Origin of the sequence: Marinospirillum sp., assembly GCF_035271045.1 — a bacterium.
Lineage (GTDB): Bacteria > Pseudomonadota > Gammaproteobacteria > Pseudomonadales > Halomonadaceae > Marinospirillum.
Map to the genome: position 1 here is coordinate 18,776 of NZ_DATESC010000030.1, position 11,633 is coordinate 30,408.

The window sequence follows — 11,633 nt, forward strand, 5'->3', positions numbered from 1 at the left end:
CCATAAGAAAAAATTGAGCCAATACAGGAAAATACAGCCTAAAAGCTTAAAAATATGCGCCATAACAGTGCATAAGCCACCTTTTTAGCACCAAGCTAACGCATATTTATCATTTCATACGTCAAACCGAACCAAGGACTGAAGAATGGGCGTGGTTTATGCTAAGCGCCATTGCTTCGGCAACTTTAATGCCATCAATAGCCGCCGATAAAATACCGCCAGCATAGCCAGCACCTTCGCCCGCAGGGTATAAACCTTGTGTACTGATGCTTTGAAAATCTTTACCGCGTTTTATGCAAATCGGTGCTGACGTGCGCGTTTCTACGCCGGTTAATATCGCATCATCTAAAGCAAAACCTTTAACTTTTCTATTAAATACGGGAATTGCTTCTCGAATGGCTTCAATACAAAAATCAGGCAGCGCTTGCGATAAGTCCGTCAGTTTAATACCTGGTTTAAAAGAAGGTTCAACACTACCCAGTGTTACAGATGAAACACCCTTTAAGAAATCACCCACTTTTTGAGCCGGCGCATCGTAATTAGAACCACCCAACAGGTAAGCGTTTTTTTCTAAAGCACGTTGAAAATCAATGCCTGCCAAAGGGCTTTCTGGATAATCTGAAGGATCAATACCCACCACAATGGCGCTATTAGCATTTCGTTCGGCGCGTGAATACTGGCTCATGCCATTGGTGACTACACCAAATTCTTCAGAAGCAGCCGCCACCACAGTGCCACCCGGACACATACAAAAACTGTACACTGAACGGCCGCTATTACAGTGATGCACCAGTTTATAATCCGCAGCACCCAAAATAGGATGACCAACATTATGACCAAAACGTGCTTTATCAATCACCGCTTGTGGATGTTCAATACGAAAACCCACTGAAAAAGGCTTAGCTTCAATATAAATGTTTTTGTCATAGAGCATCTGAAAAGTATCACGCGCACTGTGACCAATCGCCAAGGCAACGTGACGTGAGTTAATCACTTCACCATCTGCCAGCACCACACCCGTTATTTGTCCATTATTCAACAACACATCATCAACCCTAGCGCTAAAACGTATTTCGCCACCCAGCGCAATAATGGTTGCACGCATTTGCTCGACCATAGTCACCAAACGAAACGTCCCAATGTGCGGTTTGCTAACAAACATGATTTCTTCTGGTGCGCCTGCTGCAACGAACTCGCTTAGCACTTTACGACCGTAATGATTAGGGTCTTTAACTTGGCTATACAGCTTACCGTCAGAAAAAGTCCCTGCGCCGCCTTCACCAAACTGAACATTGGATTCAGTATTTAGGATTTTCTTGCGCCAAAAACCAAACGTATCTTTAGTGCGTTCTCGCACCTCTTTACCGCGATCCAAAATAATCGGCTTATAACCCATTTGCGCCAACACTAAACCTGCCAATAAACCACAAGGTCCAAAACCGATAATAACGGGGCGTTCCTTTAAATCTATCGGCGCTTGTGCAACGGGTTTATAACGCATATCGGGTGTTACTTTAATCAGCGGATCGGCAGCAAAAGTGTCTAGCAGAACAGCGTTACAGCTTGTCTTAACATCAAGCGTATAAATTAGCTGAATGTCCGTTTTTTTACGCGCATCATAAGCACGACGGTGAATTTGATAGCTAAGCAGTTCAGGGGGATGAATGGATAAACGCGTCAAAATAGCGTCAAAAATAGCCTGTTCATCGTGGTCAAGCGGTAATTGAATATTAGTTAAACGTATCATCAAAAGTTTCCAAAAGCGGGCAGTAAGCTTATTTAAAAAAGTTGGTGTTTTTAAATATTAGTGTTTTTAAACATTAGTATTTTTAAACATTAGAGTCTCCAAGCACTGCGCTGTTCTTCGTTAAGCGCAGCGGTTAGTTGAGTGCTGAGTTGTTCGCTAATCCAGCTGCTTAATGCTTGCTGCTGTTTAGCTTTCCACTTATTTTGCTGCAAAGCTTTAGCCCAGTTTAAAAGCTGCACTTGCTGTGGTCTTGACCAATCATCAGCTTGTGCTTGCAGCGTTAACCGGGTGCGTTGAGCATGGGGGCGCAGCCACAGCAACTGCGTAAAAGTTAACGCCCTTGCCATCAGCACCAAAGGAAAATTTGGATGGCGAACAGGGCCAACATAATCTTTTTTACCCGCTAAAGGAATCCAACCTAAGCGTTTGCCAGTTAGCTGCTTGCTGGCTAACCAACCAGTGGTTGAACCAATAATACCACCCGACACAGCACCCAGCATAAAAGAAGCACCACTCAAACCTAAGTCAATTAACGAGCCGGCCGCAGCACCAGCAGCAGCACTTGCCAGTAATAAATCTTGTTGCTTTAATCCCCATAAATACCAATTTTCAGTATTCATTAACGTATCGCTGTCTAAATCCCATGCCGCATTCAAAGCCAATGGCGTATTGCCATGCCCCCAATTTTTAGCCAGCTGGTGAAAAAGTTCACCTTCTGCCTTGTCTAAACGCTGCTGTAGATAATCTTCTGGGCTATTCGTTTGACTAAATAAAGCCGTTAATTTAGACAAGGGTTCGCGGCGGTTCACCTGTTCACACCAATAATGCGCTAGTTGCAAACTGACCGCTGCTAAGCGTTGCTGATCCCTTTCGGCTAAACGCTGGCTGAGTTGATCCAGCAAAAACGTCCAATCAGTGGATAGCTCAGCCATTGCCCGCAACAGCACTTGCCGTGCAGGTAAAGTCGCAGTCATAGGGTTAAATTCCCGTACCCATTGAAAAAACTGATTTAACGTCATTTGCCATTGTTGGTGCGCAACATTCTGGCTAATCGGGTTAATCACTGCCATACGTGGCTGCCCTGTCCAGCGTAAAATCTCCATTTCAGCTTCATCAGCAGCGGTGGGTTGATTCGCCGCATCGGTAATATAAATCACCCCAGCCCCGGCCATAATCGGGGTTAACAACTGCACTTCATCAGGAAAACGTATTGCGTGTTCTGGCTCAGCTAAAAAAGCACGTATACGATTGGGGCGTTGCGCTGGGCTAACATCGTCCTGCTGCAACCAAGCCAACACCTGCCGTGAACGCTGAAAACCGGGTGTGTCGGTGAGTGCCAGCAACAGCTTGCCGTCGATAGTAAACTCAAAACGGGCATTTTTTTGTGTTGTGCCAGACTCAATGCCAATTTCAACTGAATCATTTTCAACCAGCGTAGAAACAATCGACGACTTGCCTTGGTTAGGATGACCCACTACACAAAAATGTGGGTAGTTGTTCATGCAGCACTCTCCAGCCAAACCAATTGATATTTACGCGCAAAAGCTTGCCAACTCATTAAATGGCGTTCTTCAAGGTCGCCTTGGCTCACCAGTTGCAACGCTTGGTAACAACCGGCTTCTGCGGCTTGTTTAATTTTATCTGCCAACTCATTTAAAGGTGGCTGCTGCGCCACAACTAACCAAACCAAGTGTTGCGGTGGGGTTTGCAGCCAAGCTTGCCATAAGTCTTCTTCTTTCTGCCAATCGCCCTCGCCCAAGTTCAATGGTTGCGTTGGCGTTGCAGCAGTTTCACCCAACTGCCAGCCAATTTTTACTGCTGTTTGCCACTGATCAACAGCAGGCTGTTGCAGCGCTGTTGTTGGTTTAAGTATAGAAACTTCATGCGTTTTAGTGGCTTGAATTTCAACATGGCAAGGTTGCAGTTGCCGACTTTTCCAACCACAAAACAGCGTTAGCACCACACGGGGTAACAGGTTATAAAATAATAAACTTGCCAGTAAAAATGGCCACCAGCGGCTGGCTTCTTGAAAGTCACCCGTACTGGTTTCAATACGTGCAAAGCGCGTTTGTTCAATTAATTGCAAATCAGGCACAGCTTGTGACCAAAAAAACTGCCAAGGCGCGCTAATCATTTGAGTAATTTCAATCACCACTTGCGGCTGAGTAATAAGGGTAGAACTCCAGCCAAAGGCTAAATCAGAAAACAGTAATAGCAGTAAAAAAACCAGTAAAATACCCAGCGCTAAAAAAATCCATAAGCGATTAATTTGTGCTAACAACCACCAGCGTTGATGTGGCAAGGGTTGCCAATAGGGTGAAAGTTTTAATACTGATTTAAGCCATAGCGGTTGGTTTGGTAACAAAAAACCACCCAAAGCTAACAGGCTACCTAACAAAGGTAAACCAGCCCAAAGCCACCAAAGCCACAATAAGTTAATACGTCCTTGCGGCGTATAAGCCAGCGCTGCTGCGCCCAACAGCAAACCACCAGCAAAAGCCAACCAAGCCAGCCATTGGGGTAGTTTTAATTTTTGAACTGTTTGCAACCTGCCTCCTACCACTTTAAAGATTTATTCCTAAGCGCCTGATATTAACAGTTTTTATAAAATAAGCAGGAAGACAGATAAAAATACAATTGATACTAACGACTATACCTACCCCTTGTTTGCACTCTGGATAAAGCCTCAATATCGTCGTCAGACATAGCAGAAGATATTTTCGATAAAAAATACTCCAGCCTTTCATTTATTTTTATCCCTCGCTCTTCTTTTCTTCTTAGTATACCTTTACAACCAACGGGAGATATAAATAATCTATCATCAGGGTTAGTATCAATAATATTCTCTATATTTCCAATGACTGGAAATTCAGGAATCACTGTCCCATTAATATTAACATTACCAAACAATGAATTCTGATTGTTATTTTTATTTATTAAAACTTCAAAAAATTTACTGGTATAATCCAAGCCATCTAAAGCATAGTTAGATAAATTATTTATTTTAACTATACTTTCTTTAGAATTAAATACTTCCTCTTCAATTCTTTTACCAATCCATTTAATAACAGGAACAGCCCACGAGTTCCCAACGGCCTGATACCTATTTGTACGCTTTGAATCTTCAATATTAGTATAACCATCTGGAAACCCCATTAACCTCTCACATTCCAAAGGGGTTAATCTTCTAATTTTTTTATCTTGTACAATAAATAAAGAACCGTTATAAGCAGCAGCATTGCCATTCCATTTAGTACCATAAGCAGAATATAAGCAATCTGTATAACTACGAAAAACCTCTATCTCATAGCCATTTTTGTTGAAAATTAAATTATCCTTTTTATAATCTTTAACAGATTTAGGAAAACCATCAAAAATAACATTTTCAGGATAAAAGTCTTTTCCACCAGCAACAACATACAGCCTTTTTCTTTGGTGCGGTAAGCCAAAATACTTAGCATCTAAAACTCGCCATGCTACATTACGTTTTACTCCATGTATTATGCCAGCAGATGGCCATTTGTTTATTTTTATCTCAGTATTCAATCCAAGTAATAAAGATAAAAAACATCCGAAAGAGTTAGTCTTATCATTTAATATACCTTCAACATTTTCCCAAAGCATAATGGTTTTTTGTTTCCCATTAATTGATCTTACATTATCATTTTTTTCTATAATATCAACAAGTTTTAAAGTTAAATTACCTCTATCATCCTCTAAACCTTTTTTCCAGCCAGCAAGTGAAAATGCTTGGCAAGGTGTTCCCCCACAAATTAAATCTGGCGCATCAATATTTTTTGAGGTAATTAAATCAGATAAATTGCACATATCTCCATAATTATGAATATTTGGATACTTTTCTTTTAGAAGTCTTGAAGGAAAATCAGCAATTTCAGAAAACCAAGCCATTTCATAGCTTAACTCATCAAATGCAACGGAAGCGGCTTCAATTCCCGAACAAATACTACCTACTGTTATTTTTTTCACTAAAAATACTAACCTATAACAATCAATAAAATCATAGAAAAACAAAAAAACTCTTAAAAGTCATAGCTAATGTTACCGATAGTCCGTGGACTGATAATCTACATTTGAATAATATAACTACTTTAATACAATTTGGCAATAATAATGGAAAAAAAAGAAATTTTAAATAAATTTGGATTAAGGCTAAGAGAAATAAGAACAATAAAAAACATAACTCAAGAATCTTTAGCTGATCGTTGCAAACTAGATAGAACATACATTTCTGGTTTAGAGCGAGGTATAAGAAACCCTAGCCTTGCATGTATATTTAGAGTTGCAAAAGGCTTAGACATTGAAGCTGAAGAGCTAATAAAAGGATTAAATTTAAAAAATGAATAAAAAAATAGAAATTGGTGAGATTTTTACTGTATCTAAAACAGAAAATAAATTTTTAGAAGTGACATTCAGTTATCCGAAAGGAATAATTTGGAGCGGATGCCTTCCTATTCATTACTCTCCAATGTCTATCAATCTTAATGATAAAGAAATAGAGGAGCTATCACATCATGCATACGATGAATTATCGCCTGAAAAAATAGCTGGAAATATTTTAAAAACAAAAAAAAGATGGAGTAAAAATAATACATCTGAAACTTATAAAGTTTTTAAATCTCTTCTATCTGCTCAATGGGAATGTAGAACTTGTGGTGCCGGGAAAATCAATAATCAACCCGCTGCTCGTATTAGAGACATTAAAAAAAATGGATTTATTGTGGCTACAAAAAACAAATACTGTATAGAGTGTAAAAAGAAACAGTATCATGATATTTTATTAGTATTTGAAGTGAATTCAAAAATAAAAACCGAGTTCAGAAAACCTATATCAAACTTAACTAAAAAGAAAATATTTAGTGAGCTTAGTAAAAAAGATGTTTTTTTTAACTCTATTAGACCAGAAAATGAATTCATTATAGATCATAAATTCCCTAGTCAACGGTGGACTGAACCAGAAAGTGATAATGTTAATTTATCACCAGAATATATAAGAAATAAATTTCAACTCCTTACAAATCAAACAAATATGTTAAAATCAAGAGTTTGTGATGAATGCTTTAGAACAGCAATAAGACCCAGTTTTCTTGGTATAGATTGGTTTTATTCTGGAGACAAAGATTGGAAACCAAATAGCAATATTGGTAGTGGATGTTATGGCTGCCCTTGGTTTGATCTTGAAAAATGGAAAAAAGAAATCAATAAATTACTGGTTATAAAAAAACTGCCATGATTTTTATCAGTAACACCCTTAGCTTAAATGACGAAGAAGTAGACATTAGCGCGATACGCGCCCAAGGTGCGGGTGGGCAAAACGTTAATAAAGTTTCATCTGCCATTCATCTGCGTTTTGATATTAAAGCTTCAAGCCTTGACGACTTTCAAAAAGAACGCTTATTAGCCAGTAAAGACAGTCGCATGACTAAAGAAGGTGTACTGGTGATTAAGGCGCAGCAATTTCGTACCCAAGAGAAAAATAAATTAGCCGCAATCGAACGCTTGCAGCAGTTTATCTTAGAAGGCACTTACGTTAATAAAACCAGAAGACCGACCAAGCCCAGCAAAAATGCCCAGCACAAACGTACCGATCAAAAAACCCAGCGCGGCCAAACAAAAGTGTTGCGTGGTAAGGTTGATCTATAACCCTTAGTTTATTTCCAATTGAATGGTAGTTAAAAAGGCAACAAAATGACCCAGCAAAACAACTTCTTATTTAATAATAAACCTTGGTGGTTAAAAGCAATTGCCTTGTTAATTCTTGGCATTTTACTAGGCCGCTGGCTTACAGCCGATGAAGGTTTTGCAGTCAAGTTTACCAATGCTGACCAACAACAAATCACCTCAATTAAGTTAGATTTTGGCAGCTCCAATAGCCAATCCAGCATTCAAACTTTTCGCTTAGCCCCACAAGAATCTAGGGTACTTTATTTAAACCACCCACTTGGCGCTGGGTTTAATGTACTGATTACTTATGCCAACGGGCGGCAGCAAGAATTTTGTGTTTTAAAGGATAATAAAAAGCCAAGGCCAGAGTTAAAGCTTGAGCTTTAGTTATTAAAAAAGCCAAAGATTAGTGATATCGCTAGGCCATTAAAGATGGGGTCATCTAGGATAAAGAAGCCACCGACCATAGCTACCACGGCGGTTAGAATAATCGGCTGATCCCTTACCGCACTGGCTTTAATCACTGCATCTTCCCAACAGGCACCTTCACGAATCGACTGGTTAATAAAGTCGACTAACAGTATCGAGTTACGCACAATAATTCTCGCTAGGGCAATCATGCCGATCATAGTTAAAGTGGCGTGACGCACCAAGCACTTATGGCTGAATATTTAGCTTGCATGATTGAGTTAGATTTTAAGTCCAATGAAACCATGTTCGCTGCTTTGCCTTTATACCATTCAGCACAAATACACGTATTTTTAATACCTGCCTTACTCTTAGGTACCACTGCACTACAAAACCTGTAGCTGCCCTATTTTACATATTTGACATATATAGAATCCATGACTTACACTCATTTAAGTGATTATTAATCACTAACCCTCCTCTAAACAAGTATAATATATATGAGGTAATAAGGATGTTTGATATATTAAAACTATTGCTGCTAAGTAGCAGTTTACTTTTTTCCACTGCTTTATTGGCAGCTAACTACCATCCGCAACAACTGGAACAATTGCGACAAGAAACCAAAACCAAGGGTGTGACCAGTGTTGTGGTGACACTACCCAGTGTTCTATCACTCAGCAATCTCAAAAAGGGTGCAATAAACAAACGGGCCACCTTGCAGCAAGAAGCCCAGCAACTGCGCATGGCTCTGGGTGAACAAGCCTGGAATGCTGGTTACCATGAAAACGGCTTGGGTCAAGTGGCCTTGTACGTAACGGAAAAAGGGCTGGATATACTGGCAAAAACAGATCTGGCTTTAAAGTTTTCACTCGATACCAATCGCAAGGGCAGGTTCAAGGTTTATAGTCAGGATGGCAGCCTAGATGCCATTGAAGCTCAACTGGATCAAAAAGGCAGCGCCAGTGTAGAGGTTTTTCTAAATATTGAGACCTTTGAATATCGGCTGGGGCAAACCCGACAGGAAGACCAGTACCATTTTCTACCAGGTTACGAACAGCAGGTTGAGAAAACACTGCAATACCTGATCGCAAAGCCCTTTACACGAGGTGCGTCAAGACTGAATAGTCAGCAGGCTCTGGAAAAAATCAAACCCTCAGTGATGGTCACCCTGGATCGTGAAGCCTTTTACGGACTCAGAGAGAGTGAACGGGTAAGAGCGATACGCCCGGTCGGTTATCAAGACCCACGTAAGGCACAATGGCCGCAAGAAGTGTTGGATGAAGCCCTGGCGCTGATGGACACTGAATACGCAGCGGTTGAAGTATTAATCAGCCTGCGTGGTGGAGAGTTTTTCTCACCATCCAGCGGTTATATGAGCCAGCTGGCCTGGGCAAGACAAAGTCAGGCTAACCAACTGGCGCTGCAAGAAATTCTTGCTGATGCATCAATCAGTGTAGATCAATTCCGGTTTTATGCTGATCATGGTTATATGTCTGGCAGGCTGAGTTTTGAACAACTGGTTAAGCTGTACAAAAATGCAGACAAACGCATTTTCAGTGTCATGCTGAACAAACCCATCGGCAGCACTAGCCTAATTCAAAGCACTAACTTTTGATGCAGCTATGAATATTAAATCTATTATTTAATAAGGAAATATTATGAAAACTTTTTTAAATAAAGCCGCGCCCCTGATAATAACAACTGTATCGGCTGTAATGCTACCCAGCTTGGTTCAGGCCAACTTTTATCTGGGATCGGGGTATGGGCAGGCAGAACACAGTTACACCCCCAATATTCTTTACACCAGCAATCACTGTACTCTGAGCACAGAGCCAGAGCTATCAAATGGCAGTGCTATTTCTGAAGACAAGACGGGGCAGGCCTTTTTAATAGGTGGTTATCAATTCAACCCCTATTTATCGCTACAGTTGCGATACAGCAGTCTATCTGGATTGAAGAACAATATTACTGTTTATAAACCTTCGTCAGGTGCTTGCCAGCCAAGTGGTGACCTTACGATTGGCTTACCTGCATTCACCCCTGTAAAAGCTCAAACAGAGATTGATGCCAAATCCTTACTAATAAGAGTACGATTAGATTACCCACTAATGGATCAGTTTATTATTTCTGGCTTGATTGGGCATGGATATTTACTTCAAAAAAGTAAGATAACATTTATTGATACCACCGCTGATCCATTAATAGATAAGACTTATGAAAATGGTTGGAATTATGGTGTTGGTACCCGTTATCTATTAACACCCAATTTTTCTATTGGTGCAGAGTGGATAAAAGAAAACCTAGGGTCAATTGACCTAGAATCCACTAATATAACACTAGAATATTATTTTAAATAAGTTTTCAATAAATATAAACTTAACGATATAGACATAAGACTATTTTACAGAAAAAATTAGAAGGACAAAATTTATTAAAAATAATTCATATCCATTAAAAAAACCCTGAATTTTGAACTGACCCCTGAAAGTTGGACACCCAATTTCTCAGGGGTTTTTCATGTCTAAATTTAGTCCAGAGTTTAAACTGAACAGTGTGAAGCTGTATTTGCAAGAAAAAAGAAGCCTAAGCTTCTTTAAAGATACCTATGCGATTGATAGCGGTACACTTTTGTTTTGGTGCCAACGATTTAAGTGTCACGGGGCGCAAGCGTTCATAAAAAAACATAGCAACTACAGTGCGCATTTTAAACTCGATGTGTTGAATTACATGGCTAAAAATAACCTTTCAAAACGTCAAACAGTCGCTTACTTTGATATAAGAGGTGGCACTGGCGTCGTGAGTCAGTGGCAACAGCTGTATAATAAGGGTGGTCTAGCAGCACTTGAACCCCGAAGAAAGAGACGCACCTCTATGATTAAAAAATCAACAACTTTAACAACAAGCCAGCCACTGACCGTAGAACAGCAGCTACGCCAAGAAAATGAATATTTAAAGACTGAGAATGCTTATTTAAAAAAGCTAGACGACTTACTCTACCAAAAAGAGCAGTCACAAAAGAGTGTTATTCAACACTAAAATAAAAGCGATCTACCACCAACATAAAGGTCGGTATGGTTACCGCCGTATTACGGCTGAATTACGCAACCTAGGCGAATGCATTAATCATAAGAAAGTACAGCGTCTGATGCAGCGGGTCGGTCTTAAATCCGTTGTTAGAGTCAAGAAGTACCATTCTTACCGTGGGCATGAGGGGCGCATTGCACCGAATGTATTGCAACGAGACTTTGAATCAGAACAACCCAATAAAAAATGGGTCACTGATATTACTGAATTTAATGTGGCGGGTGAAAAGCTCTATTTGTCGCCGGTTATGGACTTGTTTAACCGAGAAGTTATTGCGTATGAAATGCAATCGAGACCTGTTCTATCTTTGGTTATTGCGATGATGAACCGTGCAAAAACCAAGTTAAAACCAAATGAAAAGCCAGTGGTTCACTCAGATCAAGGCTGGCATTACCAGCACCGTTCTTACCAAGCTTTATTAAAAGATAACAACCTTGTACAAAGCATGTCGCACAAGGGTAACTGCTTAGATAATGCGGCGATGGAGAGTTTTTTTGGATTATTGAAGTCAGAATTATTTTATCTTCAAAAGTGGGAATCAGTTGATGCTCTAAAAAAAGCGATTGGTGAGTATATAAACTACTATAATTATGAACGCATTAAATTAAAGCTAAAAGGACTGAGTCCGATAAACTATCGAACCCAGTTCTTGGTTGCCTAGCTAACTAACCTGTCCAATAAATGGGGGTCAGTTCAGCTAGCTCGGGGC

At 39.9% G+C, this 11,633-nt stretch carries 12 protein-coding genes and 1 pseudogene; 8 read left to right on the plus strand and 5 right to left on the minus strand.

What is annotated here, in order from left to right; all coding sequences use genetic code 11:
• Positions 1-121: 121 nt before the first annotated feature.
• The 4 genes from VJY63_RS10730 to VJY63_RS10745 form a co-directional block, all read right to left on the minus strand.
• On the minus strand, positions 122-1,747 hold the full coding sequence (locus tag VJY63_RS10730; protein ID WP_324050733.1) for an NAD(P)/FAD-dependent oxidoreductase: 1,626 nt from the start codon (positions 1,745-1,747) through the stop codon (positions 122-124).
• Between the two features lie 89 nt (positions 1,748-1,836).
• Entirely contained in the window at positions 1,837-3,249 is a 1,413-nt protein-coding gene (locus tag VJY63_RS10735; RefSeq protein ID WP_324050735.1) for a DUF3482 domain-containing protein, read from the minus strand.
• Positions 3,246-4,295: a DUF2868 domain-containing protein gene (locus VJY63_RS10740; RefSeq protein ID WP_324050737.1), complete on the minus strand. Its 1,050-nt coding sequence runs from the start codon at positions 4,293-4,295 to the stop codon at positions 3,246-3,248. The genes VJY63_RS10735 and VJY63_RS10740 overlap by 4 nt, the downstream gene beginning before the upstream one ends.
• 95 nt (positions 4,296-4,390) lie before the next feature.
• Positions 4,391-5,734: a DNA cytosine methyltransferase gene (locus tag VJY63_RS10745; protein WP_324050738.1), complete on the minus strand. Its 1,344-nt coding sequence runs from the start codon at positions 5,732-5,734 to the stop codon at positions 4,391-4,393.
• Between the two features lie 144 nt (positions 5,735-5,878).
• Between VJY63_RS10745 and VJY63_RS10750 the strand changes: the two genes are divergently transcribed.
• The 4 genes from VJY63_RS10750 to VJY63_RS10765 are packed head-to-tail and all read left to right on the plus strand — an operon-like array spanning position 5,879 to position 7,816.
• Complete coding sequence (locus VJY63_RS10750) at positions 5,879-6,112, plus strand: helix-turn-helix transcriptional regulator (protein ID WP_324050740.1); 234 nt, start codon at positions 5,879-5,881, stop codon at positions 6,110-6,112.
• Entirely contained in the window at positions 6,105-6,998 is an 894-nt protein-coding gene (locus VJY63_RS10755; RefSeq protein ID WP_324050742.1) for a hypothetical protein, read from the plus strand. Before VJY63_RS10750 ends, VJY63_RS10755 begins: the two co-directional genes overlap by 8 nt.
• A complete protein-coding gene (gene arfB, locus VJY63_RS10760; RefSeq protein WP_324050744.1) occupies positions 6,995-7,408 on the plus strand; it encodes an alternative ribosome rescue aminoacyl-tRNA hydrolase ArfB in 414 nt (137 codons plus the stop codon). Before VJY63_RS10755 ends, arfB begins: the two co-directional genes overlap by 4 nt.
• Positions 7,409-7,453: 45 nt before the next feature.
• Complete coding sequence (locus VJY63_RS10765) at positions 7,454-7,816, plus strand: hypothetical protein (RefSeq protein WP_324050746.1); 363 nt, start codon at positions 7,454-7,456, stop codon at positions 7,814-7,816.
• On the opposite strand, the gene VJY63_RS10770 is transcribed toward VJY63_RS10765, so the two are convergent.
• On the minus strand, positions 7,813-8,079 hold the full coding sequence (locus tag VJY63_RS10770; protein WP_324050748.1) for an efflux RND transporter permease subunit: 267 nt from the start codon (positions 8,077-8,079) through the stop codon (positions 7,813-7,815). The genes VJY63_RS10765 and VJY63_RS10770 overlap by 4 nt on opposite strands.
• A 9-nt stretch (positions 8,080-8,088) precedes the next feature.
• On the opposite strand from VJY63_RS10770, the gene VJY63_RS10775 reads away from it, so the two are divergent.
• The 4 genes and pseudogenes from VJY63_RS10775 (at position 8,089) to VJY63_RS10790 (ending at position 11,585) form a co-directional block, all read left to right on the plus strand.
• Positions 8,089-8,238 (plus strand): hypothetical protein, encoded by a 150-nt coding sequence (locus VJY63_RS10775; RefSeq protein ID WP_324050750.1) that lies wholly within the window; start codon positions 8,089-8,091, stop codon positions 8,236-8,238.
• Positions 8,239-8,351: 113 nt separating this feature from the next.
• Positions 8,352-9,455, plus strand: a complete 1,104-nt coding sequence (locus VJY63_RS10780; protein WP_324050752.1) for a hypothetical protein — start codon at positions 8,352-8,354, stop codon at positions 9,453-9,455.
• A 43-nt stretch (positions 9,456-9,498) separates the two neighbouring features.
• The gene (locus VJY63_RS10785; protein WP_324050754.1) at positions 9,499-10,197 is read left to right on the plus strand and encodes an outer membrane beta-barrel protein; all 699 of its coding nucleotides are present in this window, start codon (positions 9,499-9,501) and stop codon (positions 10,195-10,197) included.
• A 160-nt stretch (positions 10,198-10,357) separates the two neighbouring features.
• Positions 10,358-11,585 (plus strand): annotated as a pseudogene (locus VJY63_RS10790) (IS3 family transposase).
• The last annotated feature ends 48 nt before the right edge of the window (positions 11,586-11,633 follow it).

What these genes read in the sequence shown, in the direction of transcription:
- VJY63_RS10730 (WP_324050733.1), bottom strand. Translation starts at nt 1,747, where the DNA reads ATGATACGTTTAACTAATATTCAATTACCGCTTGACCACGATGAACAG.
- VJY63_RS10735 (WP_324050735.1), bottom strand. Translation starts at nt 3,249, where the DNA reads ATGAACAACTACCCACATTTTTGTGTAGTGGGTCATCCTAACCAAGGC.
- VJY63_RS10750 (WP_324050740.1), top strand. Translation starts at nt 5,879, where the DNA reads ATGGAAAAAAAAGAAATTTTAAATAAATTTGGATTAAGGCTAAGAGAA.
- VJY63_RS10755 (WP_324050742.1), top strand. Translation starts at nt 6,105, where the DNA reads ATGAATAAAAAAATAGAAATTGGTGAGATTTTTACTGTATCTAAAACA.
- arfB (WP_324050744.1), top strand. Translation starts at nt 6,995, where the DNA reads ATGATTTTTATCAGTAACACCCTTAGCTTAAATGACGAAGAAGTAGAC.
- VJY63_RS10765 (WP_324050746.1), top strand. Translation starts at nt 7,454, where the DNA reads ATGACCCAGCAAAACAACTTCTTATTTAATAATAAACCTTGGTGGTTA.
- VJY63_RS10775 (WP_324050750.1), top strand. Translation starts at nt 8,089, where the DNA reads ATGGCTGAATATTTAGCTTGCATGATTGAGTTAGATTTTAAGTCCAAT.
- VJY63_RS10780 (WP_324050752.1), top strand. Translation starts at nt 8,352, where the DNA reads ATGTTTGATATATTAAAACTATTGCTGCTAAGTAGCAGTTTACTTTTT.
- VJY63_RS10785 (WP_324050754.1), top strand. Translation starts at nt 9,499, where the DNA reads ATGAAAACTTTTTTAAATAAAGCCGCGCCCCTGATAATAACAACTGTA.